Annotated in this window: 14 protein-coding genes; 10 read left to right on the top strand and 4 right to left on the bottom strand. The window is 70.7% G+C overall.

Annotated elements, in window-relative coordinates; all coding sequences use genetic code 11:
• Positions 1–33 precede the first annotated feature (33 nt).
• Positions 34–1,653 carry a FadD3 family acyl-CoA ligase gene (locus tag ACFY3C_RS35860; protein WP_390773791.1) on the top strand — a complete coding sequence of 540 codons (1,620 nt, stop codon included), beginning with the start codon at positions 34–36 and terminating at the stop codon, positions 1,651–1,653.
• 1,025 nt (positions 1,654–2,678) lie between these two features.
• On the opposite strand, the gene ACFY3C_RS35855 is transcribed toward ACFY3C_RS35860, so the two are convergent.
• The 3 genes from ACFY3C_RS35855 to ACFY3C_RS35845 form a co-directional block, all read right to left on the bottom strand.
• Positions 2,679–3,614: a hypothetical protein gene (locus ACFY3C_RS35855; protein ID WP_390773790.1), complete on the bottom strand. Its 936-nt coding sequence runs from the start codon at positions 3,612–3,614 to the stop codon at positions 2,679–2,681.
• Positions 3,615–3,921: 307 nt separating this feature from the next.
• Positions 3,922–4,113: a sigma-like protein gene (locus tag ACFY3C_RS35850; RefSeq protein WP_386573467.1), complete on the bottom strand. Its 192-nt coding sequence runs from the start codon at positions 4,111–4,113 to the stop codon at positions 3,922–3,924.
• Between the two features lie 196 nt (positions 4,114–4,309).
• A complete protein-coding gene (locus ACFY3C_RS35845) occupies positions 4,310–7,285 on the bottom strand; it encodes a BTAD domain-containing putative transcriptional regulator (protein ID WP_390773789.1) in 2,976 nt (991 codons plus the stop codon).
• Positions 7,286–7,474: 189 nt separating this feature from the next.
• Between ACFY3C_RS35845 and ACFY3C_RS35840 the strand changes: the two genes are divergently transcribed.
• The 6 genes from ACFY3C_RS35840 to ACFY3C_RS35815 all read left to right on the top strand — a co-directional run bounded on the left by ACFY3C_RS35840 (position 7,475) and on the right by ACFY3C_RS35815 (position 14,834).
• Complete coding sequence (locus ACFY3C_RS35840) at positions 7,475–8,725, top strand: amidohydrolase family protein (protein ID WP_390773788.1); 1,251 nt, start codon at positions 7,475–7,477, stop codon at positions 8,723–8,725.
• 5 nt (positions 8,726–8,730) lie between these two features.
• Positions 8,731–9,648 carry an LLM class F420-dependent oxidoreductase gene (locus ACFY3C_RS35835; protein WP_386573864.1) on the top strand — a complete coding sequence of 306 codons (918 nt, stop codon included), beginning with the start codon at positions 8,731–8,733 and terminating at the stop codon, positions 9,646–9,648.
• Positions 9,649–9,666: 18 nt separating this feature from the next.
• On the top strand, positions 9,667–10,437 hold the full coding sequence (locus ACFY3C_RS35830; RefSeq protein ID WP_390773787.1) for an SDR family NAD(P)-dependent oxidoreductase: 771 nt from the start codon (positions 9,667–9,669) through the stop codon (positions 10,435–10,437).
• An 86-nt stretch (positions 10,438–10,523) separates the two neighbouring features.
• Positions 10,524–11,642, top strand: a complete 1,119-nt coding sequence (locus ACFY3C_RS35825) for an LLM class flavin-dependent oxidoreductase (RefSeq protein ID WP_390773786.1) — start codon at positions 10,524–10,526, stop codon at positions 11,640–11,642.
• Between the two features lie 13 nt (positions 11,643–11,655).
• Positions 11,656–13,386: an amidohydrolase family protein gene (locus ACFY3C_RS35820; protein ID WP_390773785.1), complete on the top strand. Its 1,731-nt coding sequence runs from the start codon at positions 11,656–11,658 to the stop codon at positions 13,384–13,386.
• Positions 13,383–14,834 carry an aldehyde dehydrogenase family protein gene (locus tag ACFY3C_RS35815; RefSeq protein WP_390773784.1) on the top strand — a complete coding sequence of 484 codons (1,452 nt, stop codon included), beginning with the start codon at positions 13,383–13,385 and terminating at the stop codon, positions 14,832–14,834. The genes ACFY3C_RS35820 and ACFY3C_RS35815 overlap by 4 nt, the downstream gene beginning before the upstream one ends.
• A gap of 6 nt (positions 14,835–14,840) precedes the next feature.
• On the opposite strand, the gene ACFY3C_RS35810 is transcribed toward ACFY3C_RS35815, so the two are convergent.
• Entirely contained in the window at positions 14,841–15,239 is a 399-nt protein-coding gene (locus tag ACFY3C_RS35810; protein WP_390773783.1) for a nitroreductase/quinone reductase family protein, read from the bottom strand.
• Positions 15,240–15,410: 171 nt separating this feature from the next.
• Here ACFY3C_RS35810 and ACFY3C_RS35805 point away from each other — a divergent pair, with 171 nt between their 5' ends.
• From ACFY3C_RS35805 to ACFY3C_RS35795, 3 genes are read left to right on the top strand one after another with little or no spacing between them, the layout of a single operon-like run.
• Complete coding sequence (locus tag ACFY3C_RS35805; protein ID WP_386573456.1) at positions 15,411–15,785, top strand: hypothetical protein; 375 nt, start codon at positions 15,411–15,413, stop codon at positions 15,783–15,785.
• A 10-nt stretch (positions 15,786–15,795) separates the two neighbouring features.
• Positions 15,796–17,373, top strand: coding sequence for a peptidoglycan-binding protein (locus tag ACFY3C_RS35800; RefSeq protein ID WP_386573454.1), 1,578 nt, complete (start codon positions 15,796–15,798; stop codon positions 17,371–17,373).
• A gap of 12 nt (positions 17,374–17,385) precedes the next feature.
• The gene (locus ACFY3C_RS35795) at positions 17,386–17,871 is read left to right on the top strand and encodes a protease inhibitor I42 family protein (protein ID WP_390773782.1); all 486 of its coding nucleotides are present in this window, start codon (positions 17,386–17,388) and stop codon (positions 17,869–17,871) included.
• The last annotated feature ends 15 nt before the right edge of the window (positions 17,872–17,886 follow it).

Below are 17,886 nucleotides of genomic sequence, written 5' to 3'. Positions count from 1 at the left end.
GACGGTCAGTCAGCTAGAGCGCAGGGGGCTGCTATGAGTGACTGGGGCACCATCCCGGGTCTGGTGCGATGGTCGGCCGAGCGGTACGCGGACACCGAGGCGGTGGTCGAGGGCCGTACGAGGATCACGTACGCGCAACTCGGCGCCCGCGTGGAACGCGCGGCGGCGGCCTGCCTGGCGAGCGGAGTCCAGGTCGGCGACCGGGTTGCGGTCTGGGCCCCCAACTCCCTCGACTGGATCGTCTCGGCGCTGGGCGCGGTGTCGGCGGGCGCGGTCCTGGTCCCGCTCAACACCCGCTTCAAGGGCACCGAGGCGGCGGATGTGCTGCGCCGCAGCGGGGCGAGGCTGCTGTTCGTGACAGGGACCTTCCTGGGCACGTCGTACGTGGCGTCGCTGCGGCGAGCGGCAGGGACGCCCGGCGATGGCGTGGGCCATCCTCCGTTGCCGGGGTTGCCGGGGTTGCCGGCACTGGAACAGGTGGTGGTCCTCGCGGACGACGCCCCCCAGGACTTCCACACCTGGAAGGACTTCCTGGCGGCGGGCGAGGGCGTGAGCGAGTCCGAAGTGCGTGCGCGCGGTGATGTGCTGGAAGCCGGCTCCCTGTCGGACATCATCTTCACCTCCGGGACCACGGGCCGCCCCAAGGGCGCGATGATCACCCACGAGCAGACGCTGACGGCGTACGAGATCTGGGCCGACCTGGCCGGCCTGCGCACCACCGACCGCTACCTGATCATCAACCCCTTCTTCCACACCTTCGGCTACAAGGCCGGGGTGATCGCCTGCCTGATGCGCGGGGCGACGATGATCCCCCAGCCGGTGTTCAACGCGGACACGGCGCTGGCGAACATCGCGGCGGAACGGGTGTCGGTCCTCCCGGGCCCGCCCACCCTCCACCAGTCCCTCCTGGACCACCCGTCCCGGAACACCCACGACCTCTCGGCACTGAGGCTCGTGGTGACCGGGGCTGCGGTGGTACCGCTGCGCTTGGTGGAACGCCTGAGAGGCGAACTCGGCGTGGGGACCGTCCTGACGGCGTACGGCCTCTCGGAGGCGAGCGGCATAGTCACGATGTGCCGCCGCGGCGACGACCCGTCGGTGGTCGCGTCGACCTCGGGCCGGCCGATCCCCGGTACGGAGGTGACTGTGGTCGACGCGGGAGGCACACCGCTACCGCCCGGCACACCCGGAGAGGTCCAGGTCCGGGGCTTCAACGTCATGCGGGGCTACTACGAGGACCCGGCGGCGACGGCGGAGACGATCTCCCCGGACGGCTGGCTGAGCACGGGCGACATCGGCATCCTCGACCCCTCAGGCAATCTCCGCATCACAGACCGCCTCAAGGACATGTTCATAGTCGGCGGCTTCAACGCGTACCCGGCAGAAATCGAGCAACTCCTGGGCCTCCACCCGGACGTGGCCGACGTGGCGGTGATCGGCGTACCGGACACCCGCCTGGGCGAGGTCGGCAAGGCGTACGTGGTGCGCAGGCCGGGGTCCTTGCTGACCTCCGACGACCTGATCGCCTGGTCCCGCCGCGAGATGGCCAACTACAAGGTGCCGAGGGCGGTGGAGTTCGTGGGGGAGCTGCCCAGGAATGCGAGCGGGAAGGTGGTGAAGGGGGAGTTGAGGAGGGACGGCGCTGTGAAGTGACCGTGGGGCCGGTGCTTCAGGGCCCGGTGTTGCCAAGTTGCTGTGGGGCCGCCCGCTTCTCGGCGATTGTCGTGCTTCCACGGCCCGCGTCGAGGGCGCTGCGCGTCGCCTTCGGCGATGGACCTGCGGCCCACCCTTGACCCGGTCCGCTCCAGCACGGGTGAGAAGCGAGCGGGCGGCTGGGGGAGCAGTGGGCGGCTTGGGTTTGTTTGCCCTTGAGCGGGCTGCGCTTGTGCCGTTGGCGGAGGAGCGCGTTCGCGCCTCGCCTGCACGCCGGGCTGGCATAGCGGCTTGCGGCCGGTGGGTGGGGCGCACTGGCTGGGTTGGGGCAGGCCGGGTGGGGTTGGCGGCTTGCGGCCGGTGGGTGGGGCGCACTGGCTGGGTTGGGGCAAGCCGGGTGGCTTAGCGGGTCACGGCCGGTGGGCGGGGCGCGGGCGGGGTGTGGGGGCGGTCCGTACGGCGGACGGCGGACGGCGGCTGCGGCCGGCGAGTTGGCGCCCCTCACCGGTCCCACCAGCCCCATCGGCCACGCGAGACAGTCCCACCCGTCCCATCAGTCACACGAGCTGGGTGATTGGAAGATCTGGGCCAGAGGGGGAGGGCTTGCCGTAGGGGCGGTGGCAGGGGGTGTGGCCCAAGTCTTCCGGTCGCTGTTCCGATCGCTCTTTCGATCAGTGGGCCCAACCCTCGTTCCTGGCCCGCCCGTTCCCAGCCCAAACGGCGGCTCGGGAAATTCGCTCCCTCCTCCCGGCTGCGGACCTCCGCAATTAGCCATCGCCCTCCTCCACACCGATCGCAGCCGCACCCTCCCCCCTCCCCCTCCCTTCCCCCTCTCCCTCCCACGGGCCGCAAGCCGCCGAACCGGCCCGGCGTGCAGGCGAGGCGCGGTCGCGTCTCCTCCGCACCGGGCCGCAACGCAGCCGACAGTCGGGGAAACGACGGTCGGGACCCCGCCTTTCCGGGCCGTTCGCTCGCTTCTTCCTCGTGGAAGCACGACACTGAGAGGAAGCGGGCGGCCCCCACGGTCACGGGGAATCGCCGGACAGGGCAGCGAGGGTGGCCCGAATCTCCTCGACCATGTAAGCGGGTCGGTGGAAGACGTCCTCGGCGCTGAAGCGGAGGAGGCTGCGGATCTCCGGGCATCGGAGGAGCTGGTTGTAGCGCGTGATGTCCCGGCGGTGGGCGTCACGGGTGCCGTGATAGGCGTGTCCCTCGATCTCCACCCCCAGCCCTGCCGCCCGGAACAGGAAGTCGACGAAGCGGCGGCGGCCGTCCGGGGTGCGTAGTTCGGCTTGGCTCTCGGGATGGAGAGCGGCGTCGTACATGCGCAGTCGGGCAACGGTCTCCGCGGGAGAGCCGGCAAGGGGATCGCTCAGGCTCAGCCAGTCCCGGGCCCGGACCGATCCCTGCGAGGCCGGCTGCAGTGCGGCGGCGATCTCGTCCGGCTTGGTGAGCGGTGCGCGCCGAACCCGCCCGACCCGGCGGTAGGTCAGCGCCGATTCCACGGCGACGATCGCCTCGTCCCTCGGGCTGCATCGGAGCAGGTCGGCGAGCGTGCGGGTCGGGGTGGTGAGCCGCAGCCCCTGTCGTTCCAGCACGTCTCTCGCGCTGAGCGTCATCCGGTGGACGCGTACGCCACTGCCCACGCGGCGGATGGTGAGGTGCGGGTCGATGAATTCCAACGGAGCTTTGCGGCTACCACCGAGCATCTCGATCCGCCAGAGGGCAGCCGCTGAGCCATGACTCACGATGAGCCGGGGTTCGCGGAACAGCACGGCCCGGAGGTGAGTGAGCAGATCCGGGTCCCGCCCCGGCTCGGCCCAGGCGCCGTGCCGAAGCTGGGTCCAGCCCTCTGCCCGCAGCGCACGCGTGAGACTGCGCCGGGGCCGGCCGGCCTCGACGGCGCGTGAGGTGAGCAGGACGCCCCTGTCCGCCAGCGCCCTCAAGTCCCTTCGCTCCACCCGGGCAAGATCGCAGAATCCGAGATCTGCCGCTTGCCCTGTGGATAACCGGGCGAGGTCAGTCCTCATGGGAGTTGAGAAAGATGTTCCAGGCGAGGGGCCGGAAGAGGAGTACGGGACTTGGCGTTGGCAAGACGGTGTGGTGCGAGTCGGTCGCGGCGGGGTTAGGTACGGCTTGCGGCAGCGGGCGTAGGCCAGAGTGGGCTCGCGGCGGCGGTAGTACCGAGCACCAGACGATCCGGACACACCTCGGCCGCGGCGGCTCCCCCTCCGCGCCGCCGCGGCCGATCCCCCGTCGAGGTGTGGGCTACTTTCCGTTCAGGTCCAGAGCCGGCGGAGCCGGCATGTGGCTGTCCATCGTGGTGATGGTCTCGTCCTCCGGCGGAGCCGGCATGTGGCTGTCCATCGTGGTGATGGTCTCGTCCTTCGGCGGAGCCGGCATGTGGCTGTCGAGGGTCGTGACCTCGTCCGTGATCTTGGGCTCTCCGGTGTTGCTCATGAAAACTCCCCTGTGCCAGAGCTGATGGGAACGCCCGTTCAGCAACTCCCCCGCGAGCTGTTGAACGGGCGTTCCGGGGCGCCCACCTTATCCGTGAGTCCCACACGATCCACCGGTTCCCCCCGGTCGCGGCGGATCGATGACTTGAGGATGGCAGGCAGCCATAAACGTTCGATGAACGCGGAAGCCGCCGAGGTCAGAGCAGGGCGACCGGGGGAAGCAGGCGGCGGAGCTCGTCGGCCTCGGGTGAGCCTGCGTCTTCGTAGATGGGGAGTGCGTCGCGCCAACACGCCCTGGCCCGGTCTGTCTGGCCCAACCTCTCGAGCGAGTGCCCCAGAAGGGTCAGGATGTTGGCGCGCATCCACTCGCCTCCGATGTAGCCGGTCGTCAGCGCCTGCTCGGCATGCGTCGCGGCTCGGGCCGGGTGCCCCCCGGCCAGGTGGACCTGGGCGATGCGGAACTGGGTGGTGCCCTCCCAAAGGCGCTGCCGGTTCACGGTGAACGTCTCCAACGCCGCGCCGAGTTCCTCCAGGGCCTCGTCGTGGCGTCCGCCGTGTCCGAGCGCGATGCCCAGCGCGTACCGCGCGTTGGCCAGACGGAATGTGAGCCCGAGTTCGTCGTAGATGGCGATGCCCTTACGGACCAGGTCGATGGCGGTCGAGACACGGCCCAAAGAGACCAGGACACGGGAGAGGTTGCACAGGGCGCTGGCCTCACCCGGGCGATTGCCATCGGTCCTGAACGCCTTGATCGCCTCGCGCAGGTGGGTCTCGCTGACGGAGCGCTGGTTGCGGCAGTTGGCGATGATGCCCTGCTCGTTGTGGGCGTTGCCATAGGTCCAGGGATCGCCTGTGCTGCGGCCGAGTTCGATGGCGCGCTCCGCCTCGACACCCGCCTCTTCGAACCGTCCGGCATGGCTGAGCACTTGAGCCAGGGTCGTTCGAGCCCTGCCCTCCGCGTATGCGTCACCCAGACCGGCCGCGGCATCACGAGCGGCCTGGGTCGCCCCTCCGTAGCGCAAGGCGCTTGCTCCGGACTCGGCCAGGTCCTTCGACGCGAGCAGCAGATCAACAGCCCTGCGCAGGGTGGCAGCGGCGAGTGACTGCTGGACGCAGGCGAGGATGCAACCGGCTTCGGCATGCAGCCAGTCCAGGGCTCTGGTGTCGTCCACGAACTCCTGGCCGGGATGCTCCGCCCTCTCGAGGTGATCCACCGTGCGGTCACCGGGACGCTCTATGGCGTACACCCGCGTCGCCGTAGCCAGATAGAAGTCCAGCAACCGCGACATCGCAGCCTCCCGCTCACGCGGCTGCTGCTCATCCCTCTCCGCGCAAGCGCGCGCGTAGAGCCGTACCAAGTCATGGAAGCGGTACCGGCCCGGTGCCGCCGACTCCAGCAGCGACGTGTCCACCAGGGACTCCAGCAGGTCCTCCGTGTCCTCCGCAGGCAGATCCAGGACCGCCGCAGCCGCAGCCAGCGACATGTCCGGGCCGTCGGCCAGGCCCAGCAGGCGGAAGGCGCGGGCCTGGGCCGGCTCCAGTTGGCCGTAGCCCAGTTCGAAGGTGGCCTTGACCGCCAGGTCGCCGGCCTGCAGTTCGTCGAGTCGGCGGCGTTCGTCCGCGAGCTTGGCCGCCAGGACCGAGACCGTCCAGGTGCGGCGGGCCGCCAGGCGGGAGGCCGCGATGCGGATGGCCAGGGGGAGGAAGCCGCAGGCGGCCACCACGTCCAGGGCCGCCTCCCTCTCCGCCGCCACGCGCTCCTCGCCCACGATCTTCGTGAACAGGGCCAGCGCCTCGTCGGGGGACATGACGTCGAGGTCCACCAGGTGGGCGCCCGCCAGGTCGAGCATCCGGACTCGGGAGGTCACGAGTGCCGCGCAGCCCTCCGTGCCGGGCAGGAGTGGTCGTACCTGGGCCGCGTCCTTCGCGTTGTCCAGCAGGACCAGGACCCGGCGGCCGTCCAGGACCGAGCGGTACAGGGCCGCGCGCTCCTCCAGGGAGTCCGGGAGCGCCGAGTCCGCCGTGCCCAGGGCCCTCAAAAACGACCCCAGCACCGTTTCCGGTTCCGCCGGCCGCGGCCCAGCCCCCTGCAGGTCCACGTACAGCTGGCCGTCCGGGAACGCCGGGCGTGCCCGGTGGGCGACGTGGACCGCCAGGGTGGTCTTGCCCACGCCGCCGATCCCGGCGAGCGCCGAGACCGCCATCACGCGGCCCTCCGCCGACGATTCCGACGCCGACGCCAGTACCGCGCTCAGCTCGGACACGAAGGCCGAGCGGCCCGTGAAGTCGGGGACGGAGGCCGGAAGCTGGGCCGGGCGGACCGGGACCACGGCGGGTTCGGCGGCGGGGGTGGAGGGTTCCGCGAGGGCGGGGTCCGCCTGGAGGATGCGCTGTTGCAGTTCCCGCAGGCCGGGCCGCGGGTCCACGCCCAGCTCCTCCGCGAGCAGGCGCCGCGTGTCCGCGTAGACGGCAAGGGCTTCCGCCTGTCGCCCGCTGCGGTACAGCGCCAGCATCAGCAACTCGCGCAGGCGCTCACGCAACGGATGTGCCGCCGTCAGGGCCGTGAGTTCCGAGACCGCCTCCGCGTGGCAGCCCTGCTCCAGGTCCATGTCCAGGCGGGACTCCAGGAGTTGGAGGCGCCACTCCTCCAGGCGGACGCGCTGCGCGTCGGCGTACGGGCCCGGTACGCCGGCCAGCGGCTCGCCGTCCCAGCGGGCCAGGGCCCGGTTCAGCAGCTCGCGCGCATGGCACAGGTCCCCGGCACTGCGCGCCTTCTCCGCCTCCGCCGCCAGGTCCTGCGCCACCGCCAGGTCCAGCGCACCCTCGCCCAGCGAGCGCACCGCGTAGCCGCCGGACTCGCTCGCCAGGACCCCGGGGTCCAGGATCTTGCGCAGCCGGGACGCGTACGTCCGCAGCGCCGCCAGCGCCTGGGACGGCGGCTCGGCGCCCCAGAGCGCGTCGATCAGCTCCGCCGCCGTCGCCGTACGGCCCTCGCGCAGCAGCAGGGCGGCCAGCAGGGCGCGCTGCTGGGGGGAGCCGGTGTTCAGCGTCTCCTCGCCGCGCCAGGCCCGCACCGGACCGAGCACGCTGAAGCGCAACGCCGCCGGTTCCGCGATGGCACTGGCCGCGGAGCCGGAACGCCGCTGCTCAGGTACTCGCGGCCCACCGTCCATGCGTTCGCCCCCCTAGGCATCACGAACAACCCCGTCAGTTTGCCTTGTTCCGGGCGGTTGCGTCAGCCGGGGGAGATGCCGATCACAGACCGATACACCTCAGTACACAAGGCCCTCACATGGTCTTCGCACACAGTAGGCCGGACTCCATAGCTGACGGACCGTCAGATCGGCGCTACCGTGAGCGCCATGGAGACCCAGAGCACCCAGAGCACCCAGAACATCCAGAGCGACTTTCCGCGGATCATCTCCGTCGACGACCACACCGTGGAGCCTGCGCACGTCTGGCAGGACCGGCTCCCGAAGAAGTACCTGGACACCGGGCCACGGACGGTCCGCGCCCCACTGAAGGAAATGACCTTCCTGGGCGGGCGGTTCAAGCCCGTCATGGGTGAGCCGGGCGACGACGGTCCCATCGGCGACTGGTGGGTCTACGAGGATCTGCACCGGCCCCTGACCAGGCTGGACACCGCCGTCGGGTACGACCGGGACGAGATCAAGCTCGAAGTCATCACCTACGAGCAGATGCGGCCCGGGTCGTACGACGTCACGCAGCGGCTCGCCGACATGGACGTCAACCACGTCCAGTCCGCCCTGTGCTTCCCGACCTTCCCGCGCTTCTGCGGCCAGACCTTCACCGAGGCCCGGGACCGCGACCTCGCCCTGCTCTGCGTGCGCGCCTACAACGACTGGATGGTGGAGGAGTGGTGCGGGCCCGAGGCGCACGGGCGGCTCATCCCGCTCACGCTCATCCCCCTCTGGGACGCCCGCCTCGCCGCCGAAGAGGTCCGGCGCAACGCCGCCCGTGGCGTCCGGGCCGTCGCCTTCTCCGAGATACCACCGTACCTGGGCCTGCCGTCGGTCCACGGCGACGACTGGGACCCGTTCCTCGCGGCCTGCGACGAGACCGGCACGGTCGTCGCGATGCACATCGGCTCCAGCAGCCGGATGCCCTCCACCTCCGAGGACGCCCCGCCCGCCGTCGGCTCCACCATCACCTTCGCCAACTGCTGCTTCTCGATGGTGGACTGGCTGATGAGCGGCAAGTTCGAGCGTTACCCGAACCTGAAGGTGATGTACGCGGAGGGCCAGATCGGCTGGATCCCGTACATCCTGGAGCGCGCCGACGTGGTCTGGGAGGAGAACCGCGGGTGGGGAGGGGTCGCGGACAAGGTCCACCGGCCCCCGTCCGAGTCCTTCGCCGACCACGTCTACGGCTGCTTCTTCGACGACGCCTTCGGGCTGCGCAACCTCGACTCCATAGGCGTCGGCAACGTCCTGTACGAGACCGACTATCCGCACTCCGACTCCACCTGGCCCAAGTCCCGCGAGGTCGGCGAGGCCCAGATGGGGCATCTGCCGGCGGACGTGGTCGAGCGGATCGTCCGGGGGAACGCCATCGAGTTGCTGGGGCTCACCCCTGAAGGGCTCTGGCAGTGACAGCCCTGTCGTACGGCATCCAGCTGCCCGTCCAGTCCCAGAGCACCCTCTACGCGGAGGGCTGGGAGGCCGTCGGCGGGCCCGCCGACCTGGTCGAGATCGCGCGGGCCGTGGACCGGGCCGGGTTCGACTACCTCGCCTGCTGCGACCACGTGGTCATCCCGCGCCGGCTGGCCCCGGCGATGAGCACGGTCTGGTACGACCCGGTCGCCACCCTCGCCCATCTGGCCGCCGTGACCGAGCGCGTCCGGCTGCTCAGCCATGTGGCCGTCGTGGGCCTCAGACATCCCCTGCTCAGCGCCAAGCAGTACGCGACCCTCGACCATCTCTCCGGCGGGCGGCTGATCCTCGGTGTGGGCGCCGGGCATGTGCGCGAGGAGTTCGAGGTCCTCCAGGTGGACTTCGAGCGGCGCGGGGCCGTGCTGGACGAGGCGATCGACGCGCTGCGGGCCGCCCTCGGGCCCGAGGAGTTCCCCGAACACCACGGCAAGCTTTACGACTTCGCCGATCTGGGCCAGCGGCCCCGGCCCGCGCAGGAGCACGTCCCGATCTGGATCGGGGGCTCCTCGCCCGCCGCCGTCCGCCGGGCCGCGCTGAAGGGTGACGGCTGGCTGCCGCAGGGGGATCCGCGCGACCGGCTGCCCGCGCAGATCGGCCGCCTCAAGGCACTGCGGGAGCAAGCGGGCGTCGAGGCGCCCTGCACCATCGGCGCCATCACCGAGCCGCTGTACATCGGCCGGGCCGACTGGCACGTCGGGCGGCGCACCCTCGCCGGGGCGCCTGAGGAGATCGCCGAGTCGCTGCGGGCGTACCGCGCGCTGGGCGTGCACCAGATCCAGGTGCGGTTCCGCAGCCGGAGCCGCAGCGAACTCATCGACCAGATCGGCGTGTTCGGGGCGGAGGTCGCGCCCCGGCTGGACTGAGAAGCGGACGGAGCAGACATGGGCAAGCTGGACGGGCGGGTCGTCATCGTCACCGGGGCGGCGCGCGGACAGGGCGAACAGGAGGCGCGGCTCTTCCGGGCGGAGGGTGCGCGGGTGGTCGTCGCCGATGTGCTGGACGACCAGGGGGAGGCCCTGGCCAAGGAGATAGGGGCCCTCTACGTCCATCTCGACGTGGGCACGGAGGAGGGCTGGCGGGAGGCCGTCGCCGCGGTCAAGCAGGCGTACGGGCGCATCGACGGGCTGGTCAACAACGCGGGCATCCTGCGCTTCAACGCGCTGGTGGACACCCCGCTGGACGAGTTCATGCAGGTCGTGCAGGTCAACCAGGTCGGCTGCTTCCTGGGTATGAAGGCTGTCGCGCCGGAGATGACGGACGGCGGGACCATCGTCAACACCGCCTCCTACACCGCGCTCACCGGGATGGCGGCCGTGGGGACGTACGCGGCCACCAAGCACGCGGTGCTCGGGCTGACCCGGGTGGCCGCGCTGGAGCTGGCGGGCCGGCGGATCCGGGTCAACGCCATCTGCCCGGGTGCCATCGACACCGCGATGTCGAACCCGGCCCGCCTCGACCCGGACGCGGACCCGGAGGAGATGAGCCGGGCCCTGGACGAGCTGTACCGCAGGCTCGTGCCGCTCGGCCGGGTCGGGCAGCCGGAGGAGGTGGCCCGGCTGGCTCTCTTCCTCACCTCGGACGACTCGTCCTACATCACCGGGCAGCCGTTCGTGATCGACGGGGGCTGGCTGGCGGGGGTCAGCGTGATCTGACAGTCCGTCACCTATTGACGAATCTGACGCAACGTCAGAAAGTTCGTAGCACTCGTAAGAACCTGAACCGGGGAAGGTGAACCGCCGTGGAATTCGGGCTCTTTGTACAGGGATACGTGGGCAAGCGCGCCGAGACCGACCCGCTGGCCGAGCACAAGGCACTGATGGAGGAGACCGGGTACGTCATCCAGGCGGACAAGTCAGGCTTCAAGTACGCCTGGGCCTCCGAGCACCACTTCCTGGAGGAGTACTCGCACCTCTCCGCCAACGACGTCTTCCTCGGCTACCTCGCCCACGCGACCGAGCGCATCCACCTGGGCTCCGGGATCTTCAACCCGCTGGCCCAGGTCAACCATCCGGTGAAGGTGGCCGAGAAGGTCGCCATGCTGGACCACCTCAGCGAGGGCCGCTTCGAGTTCGGCAGCGGGCGGGGCGCCGGCAGCCACGAGATCCTCGGCTTCCTGCCCGGCATCACCGACATGAACTACACGAAGGAGATCTGGGAGGAGACCATCGCGGAGTTCCCGAAGATGTGGCTCCAGGACGAGTACGTCGGCTTCCAGGGCAAGCACTGGCAGCTGCCGCCGCGGAAGGTGCTCCCCAAGCCGTACGGGAAGTCGCATCCGGCGATGTGGTACGCGGCCGGGTCGCCGCCGTCGTACGCCATGGCCGCGAAGAAGGGGCTCGGCGTGCTGGGCTTCAGCATCCAGAAGGTCTCCGACATGGAGTGGGTGCTGGAGCAGTACAAGACGGCTGTCGTGAACGCGGAGCCCGTCGGGGACTTCGTCAACGACAACGTCATGGTGACGACCACGGCGATCTGTGCGCCCACGCACGCCGAGGCGATCGAGATCGCGGTGAACGGGGGGCTGCACTATCTGCCCTCGCTGGTGTTCCGGTACCACGACACGTTCCCGCGGCCCGAGGGCTTCCCGGTGTGGCCGGAGACGCTGCCTCGGTACACGCCGGAGTTCGTGGAGCTGCTCATCGAGGAGGAGCTGCTGATCTGCGGGGATCCGGACGAGGTGCTGCGGCAGTGCAAGCGGTGGGAGCAGGCGGGGGCGGATCAGCTGAGCTTCGGGTTGCCGGTGGGGGTGCCGAAGGAGGAGACGCTGCAGACGATCCGGCTGATCGGTGAGCACGTGATTCCGAAGATCGACACGGATCCGGTGCATCGGACGTCGCGGTTCCGTCAGGCCGTGTAAGGGGGCTCCTGGCATGTTGGACCACCTGATCAGGGCAGTGACCGTTGTCGACGGCACGGGTGCCCCCGCCTTCACCGCCGACGTCGGCATACGCGGCGGTCGGATAGCCGTCGTCGGCAAGGCCACCGAGGACGCCCGCACCACCGAGGACGCGCACGGCCTCGTCCTCACCCCCGGCTTCGTGGACCCCCACACCCACTACGACGCCCAGCTCTTCTGGGACCCGTACGCCACGCCCTCGCTCAACCACGGGGTGACGACCGTGGCCGCGGGGAACTGCGGGTTCACGCTGGCGCCGCTGCATCCCGATCGCCCCGAGGACGCCGACTACACCCGGCGGATGATGTCCAAGGTGGAGGGGATGTCCCTGGTGGCGCTGGAGGACGGGGCGCCGTGGAGCTGGAGCAGCTTCGGGGAGTATCTGGACGCCCTGGAGGGTCGGATCGCGGTCAACGCCGGGTTCATGGTGGGGCATTGCGCGCTCCGGCGGTATGTGATGGGGCCGGACGCGGTCGGCGGGCAGCCGAGCGGGGAGCAGCTGGAGGAGATGCTGCGGCTGTTCCACGAGGCGATGGACGCGGGGGCCTGGGGGCTGTCCACCACCCAGTCCAGTACGCACTCCGACGGTGACGGGCAGCCCGTGGCCTCCCGGCATGCGCGGCCGGCGGAGCTGCTGGCGCTGGCGCGGGCCGTCGGGGAGCACGAGGGCACGCAGATCGAGGCGATCGTCGCCGGGTGCCTGGACCAGTTCAGCGACGAAGAGATCGATCTGTTCGTCGAGATGAGCGCGGTGGCGGGACGGCCCCTGAACTGGAACGTCCTGACCATCGACGCGGCCGTTCCGGAGCGGGTGCCCCGGCAGCTCAGTGCCAGTGAGCGGGCACGGAAGGCCGGCGGGCGGGTCGTGGCGCTCACCATGCCGATCCTGACGCCGATGAACATGTCCCTGGGTACGTTCTGCGCCCTGAACCTCATCCCGGGGTGGGGGCCGATCCTCGGTCTGCCGGTGCCGGAGCGGATCGCCAGGCTGCGGGACCCCGAGGTCAGGAAGGAGATGCTGCGGCGGGCCGAGTCGAAGGAGGCGGGTGTCTTCCGGCGGCTGGCGAACTTCGGCCGGTATGTCATCGGGGACACGTACAGCGAGGCCAACCGCGGGCTGACCGGGCGGGTGGTGCGGGACATCGCCGCCGAGCGCGGACAGGACCCCTTCACGTGCCTGGTGGAGATCTGCGCCAACGACGAACTCCGTACGGTCCTGTGGCCGATGCCCACCGACAACGACCCCGCCTCCTGGGCCCTGCGCGCCGAGACCTGGCAGCACGAGGACGTGCTGCTCGGCGGTTCGGACGCGGGTGCGCACCTGGACCGGATGTGCGGGGCGCCGTACACCACCCGGTTCCTCGGTGACTGTCTGCGCGGCCGGAAGCTGGTCGGTCTGGAGCAGGCGGTGAAGATGCTGACCGACGACCCGGCGCGGCTCTTCGGGCTGCGGGAGCGGGGCCGGGTGCGGGAGGGCTGGCATGCGGACCTGGTGCTGTTCGACCCGGAGCGGATCGACGCAGGTCAGGCCACCCTGGTGCACGACCTGCCGGGTGACAGCCCGCGGCTGGACTCCCGGGCGTTCGGGATACGGGCCGTGTGGGTCAACGGGGTCGAGGCGATCCGGGACGACGTGGTGAGCGGTGCCGTGCCGGGCCGGGTGCTGCGGTCCGGGCGGGACACCGGGACGGTGAGCACCAGGTGAGCGAGGGGCAGCGGCTGTTCGTCGGCGGGGAGTGGGCGGAGCCGGACGCCGGGTACTACCCGGTGATCGATCCGGCCACCGAGGAGACCGTCGGGCAGGCGCCGGAGGCCTCGGTGGAGCAGGTGCGGGCGGCCTGTGCCGCGGCCCGGGAGGCGTTCGGGACCTGGTCGCGGACCGGCCCGGCGGAGCGGGCCGCGGTGCTCGGGCGGGCCGCGGAGATCATCCGCGGCCGGCTCGGCCCGTACGCCGAGCTGGCGCGGGCCGAGACCGGGGCGACGACCGGGACGGCCCGGGCGATGCAGGTCGGGGTGGCCGCCGCCCGCTTCCGCCGGTACGCCACCGTGGAGCCGGCCGAGTGGGCGATCGCCCCGCAGATCAACGAGGCCGGGCCGATGGGGCGGGCGGGGGTGATGGGGGCGCTGGCGGTACGGCAGCCCGTCGGCGTGGTCACCTGCATCACCTCGTACAACAACCCGTGGGCCAACCCGGCAGGCAAGGTCGCCCCGGCCCTGGCGATGGGCAACACGGTGGTCGTGAAGCCGGCTCCGCAGGACCCGCTGTCCGTCTACCGGATGGCCGAGGCGCTGCAGGAGGCGGGCGCACCGGCGGGTGTGGTGAACGTGGTCTCCGGGCGGGCCACGGACGTCGGTGCGGCCGCGGTCGCGTCGCCCGACGTCGACATGGTGAGCTTCACCGGCTCCACGGCCGTCGGGCAGCGCATCGCCGAGGTGTGCGGGCGGGACATGAGACGCCAGCTGATGGAGCTGGGTGGGAAGGGCGCGGCCCTCGTCTTCGACGACGCCGACCTCACGTCGGCGGTGGCCGGGATCGGGACGACGTTCTCCTTCTACAGCGGGCAGATCTGTACGGCGCCGACCCGGGTGCTGGCCCAGCGGGGGGTGTACGAGCGGCTGGTGGAGCAACTCGCCGCCTATGCACGTCGGTTGAAGATCGGTGACCCGAGGGAGGCCGACACGGTCGTGGGGCCGCTGATCTCCGCCGAGCACCGGGCGCGGGTGGAGTCGTATGTCGAGCTGGGCCGCAAGGAGGGCGCGACGGTGGTCGTCGGCGGTGAACGCCCTTCCCTGGAGCGGGGTTTCTACGTCGCCCCGGCTCTGCTGGCCGACTGCGCGAACGACATGCGGGTGGCACGGGAGGAGATCTTCGGGCCCGTGGTGTCGGTCGTCCCCTTCGACGACGAGGACGAGGGCGTGGCCCTCGCCAACGACTCCGACTACGGGCTGATCGACTACGTCTGGTCGGGCGACGTGGCCCGCGCCTTCCGCGTGGCCCGGCAGCTGCGGGCCGGCGGCGTCGGCATCAACACGGTCGGCCGCAACATGGAGGCGCCCTTCGGCGGCTTCAAGAAGAGCGGGGTCGGCCGGGACGTGGGCTCCTACGCGCTGCACGCCTACAGCGAGGTCCAGGCGATCGTGTGGCCGGGGTGAGCGCGCTCAGTCCGTGAGATCCACCCGCACCGTCAGCAGGTCGGTGCCGAACGCCCGTACGGCCGCGCTGTTGAAACGGGGCAGGGCGCGCAGGCGGGCCACGGCGTCGTCCTCCGGCAGGAGATGGGCGGTGCCGTGGTACCAGCGGCCGCCGATGCGGACGCGGACCCTCGGGTCGGCCTGGATGTTGCGCACGTACTGCGACTTGAACCCGAACTCCGAGACGATCCAGAAGGAGTCGCCGACCCGGCGTCCGCCCACCGGCGTGGGCCGGGGCAGGCCGGAGGTGCGGCCGGTGGTCTCCAGGACGGTCTGGAACGGCAGGCGCCGGTTGAGCGGGTTGGCCACGTGGCGCTGGAAGCGGGTGACGATCCGGTGCTTGAGGTCGGCGGCCTTGCGGGACATCTGTCGGGCTCTCCTGTTCTCCCCCGAAAACGGTATCCGGCCGTATGCCTCGGTATGCCTCGCGTGGGTGCTGCGGCAGCCCTGTGGAGGGCGTGTGGTGCGTGGACAGGCTTACGGCTGGCGCGTGTTAGCCTCCCTCGCGATCGCGATCGATGGCAACGGGGGTCAGTGATGGGCGCGTCTTCGGACGGCTATCAGGTCAAGGCCGGCATGACCGGCCAGGCAAACGAACTGGACGGCGCGGGCAACGACGCCGGGAAGATCGCCAAGGCGATCGGCCCCTTGGCCTGCTACCCGCAGGACACGCTGGGGGGTTCCGACTCCGGGCCGGCGTTCGACGCGTACGCCGCGGCCTGGGAGGCGGAGTCCAAGACGCTCACGGACGCGCTGCACGAACTCGCGGACAAGGTCCGTGCGTCCAAGGGCGCCTACGGCGGCAGCGACCAACTCGTCTCGACGCAGGCCGCCCATGTCCGGGTCGGCGACGCCACCGTCAGCACGATGCCCGCGTACGCCGAGCGCCCCTCGGCTCTCTCGGATTACTGAGGAGCGCCCGATGACGGAATCCACCACCGACCGCCGCAAGCGGCTGGCTGAGCTGAGCGACGACATCGCCTCGGCCGGCAGCAAGAACGACCTGATCGACGCGATCGACTCCGCGCTCGCCGTGTCCGCCCCGGTGGGCGACCCGGCCACGCTGGAGACACTGGGCAAGCAGTACCGGGGCCAGGCGGACAACGCCCTCGCCGTCTCCGAGCGGGTCGACAAGGTGGCACGCAAGGGCCTGCCGGACGTGTGGGTCGGCGACACCAGCGTCCTCGCCGCCGACGCGATCTCCGCCGCCTCGCGGGACGCCGTGCAGATGTCCGAGGCGCTCCGGGGCGGCGGCAACGCCCTGCTGAACCTGGCCGACTGGCTCAAGGTCGCGCAGAAGGGCGACGGCGACGGCCGCGCCAAGCTGCGCGAGGCGCGCGGCATGCTGGGCGGCAAGGACGGCTTCTTCGACGACTGGCACGAGGACGACGAGGAGGAGTCGACGCGGCTGAAGGCCCGCTCCGTGGCCTCCTCCGGCGTCCAGCTGGTCCACCAGGCCGCCGTCACCGCCGACGACGCCGCGCGCCATGCCGCCCGCGAGCTGAACAAGTGGGCGGCCGAGGCCCGCGCCGGCAAGATGAAGACCGACGAGCTGTCCGCGGTCGACCGGCTGATGCTGGCCGACACCAGCAACGTGGGCGGCGATCCCGAGCTGAACGAGATCCTCACGGCGAACGACCTGGAGCGGTCCGGGCGCGCCATGGAGAAGCTCTCACCGGCCGACCGCGCACGCATGGAGAAGCTCCTGGCCGACGCCTCGACGCCGCAGGAGAAGGCGTACCTGATGAAGGCCCTCGCCGCGGGCAACTCCGTCGACGAGATCGCCACGTTCGGGGGCAAGATCCACGGCAAGGACGAGGTGTGGCTGCGGGAGCACCTGGCGCCGGTGTCGACGAACGTCGATTCGTCGGCCACGAGCCAGGAGAACCAGGACTTCAAGGGCAAGCTCTGGGACCAGGACGGCGAGACCTGCGTGCCCTCCTCCACGGTCACCGCGCGCGCCATCGTGGACCCCGTGTACGCCCTGGAACTGACCGGCGGCCCCGACGGCACGGACGACGACCCGGAGCACTTCCGCAAGCGCCTGACCGACGAACAGCTCCGCATGCACGAGGAGGGCGACGGCGACAACGCCGGCTGGTGGTGGGACGAGCATCCGGACGGCATGGACAAGGACGGGCAGGAGGAGATCTCCAACAAGGAGCTGAGCCCGCACACCGGCGACCACTACGAGGCCCAGGGCATGGGCGGTGAGGACGACCGGCGCAACGTTCTGCCCGACATCGAGAAGTCCGTCGCCGAGGGCAAGCCCGTCCCCATCAACATCGAGCGGTACGACGAGAACGGCGACCGGCACGGCCACAGCATGATGATCGTCGGCCAGGAGGGGGACAGGCTCCAGATCTACAACCCCTGGGGCGTCACCACCTGGGTCAGCGAAGATGACTTCATCAAGGGAGACCTCAGCGCGGCCGCGGACGACCGCTACTCGGCCGCGCACAAGGGCAATGTCGACACCGTCTACATCCAGCAGAACTGAGCAACCGTGAACATGCGCACCATACTGACCCCGCTGGCCGCCGCGGCCGGAGTCCTCCTCCTGGCCGGCTGCGGTTCTTCGGGGGGAGCCGATGAGTACGGCACCGAGAAGCGTGCCATCACGGTGGACGCCGGGGACGAGTTCACCCTGAAGGTGCCGGCGAATCCCGCGCTCGGGCAGAACTGGTACCTGGCCGAGCCCCAGCCCGACGCGAACGTGGTGAAGTACCGGGGCAAGCGGGAAGAGGAGGAGGGCAGCGACAACACCGGTGGCGGCGACGGCACCCAGTTCTTCGACTTCACGGCACGCAAGCCCGGCAAGGCCACTGTGAAGCTCCTGCACTGCCCCATGGGCAGCTGTCACAGCGGCACCCAGTCGGCGGCTCCGATCCCGAGCGCGACCGCCTCCGGCACGGCATCGACGAGCCCGTACCCGACCGCGACGAGCACACCGGACGACAGGCCGGCGTTCTTCGTCTACACGATCACGGTCCGCTGACCCACCCACCCGAGA

Origin of the sequence: Streptomyces sp. NPDC001410, from assembly GCF_042895235.1 — a bacterium.
In the GTDB taxonomy this organism is placed as follows: Bacteria; Actinomycetota; Actinomycetes; order Streptomycetales; family Streptomycetaceae; genus Streptomyces.
This window is presented reverse-complemented; position numbering and strand designations above follow the sequence as displayed.

Bases quoted from the DNA above. Each gene is read 5' to 3' on its own strand.
- ACFY3C_RS35840 (WP_390773788.1), top strand. From the start codon at position 7,475: ATGGAGACCCAGAGCACCCAGAGCACCCAGAACATCCAGAGCGACTTT.
- ACFY3C_RS35800 (WP_386573454.1), top strand. From the start codon at position 15,796: ATGACGGAATCCACCACCGACCGCCGCAAGCGGCTGGCTGAGCTGAGC.
- ACFY3C_RS35820 (WP_390773785.1), top strand. From the start codon at position 11,656: ATGTTGGACCACCTGATCAGGGCAGTGACCGTTGTCGACGGCACGGGT.
- ACFY3C_RS35805 (WP_386573456.1), top strand. From the start codon at position 15,411: ATGGGCGCGTCTTCGGACGGCTATCAGGTCAAGGCCGGCATGACCGGC.
- ACFY3C_RS35850 (WP_386573467.1), bottom strand. From the start codon at position 4,113: ATGAGCAACACCGGAGAGCCCAAGATCACGGACGAGGTCACGACCCTC.
- ACFY3C_RS35810 (WP_390773783.1), bottom strand. From the start codon at position 15,239: ATGTCCCGCAAGGCCGCCGACCTCAAGCACCGGATCGTCACCCGCTTC.
- ACFY3C_RS35860 (WP_390773791.1), top strand. From the start codon at position 34: ATGAGTGACTGGGGCACCATCCCGGGTCTGGTGCGATGGTCGGCCGAG.
- ACFY3C_RS35845 (WP_390773789.1), bottom strand. From the start codon at position 7,285: ATGGACGGTGGGCCGCGAGTACCTGAGCAGCGGCGTTCCGGCTCCGCG.
- ACFY3C_RS35830 (WP_390773787.1), top strand. From the start codon at position 9,667: ATGGGCAAGCTGGACGGGCGGGTCGTCATCGTCACCGGGGCGGCGCGC.
- ACFY3C_RS35795 (WP_390773782.1), top strand. From the start codon at position 17,386: ATGCGCACCATACTGACCCCGCTGGCCGCCGCGGCCGGAGTCCTCCTC.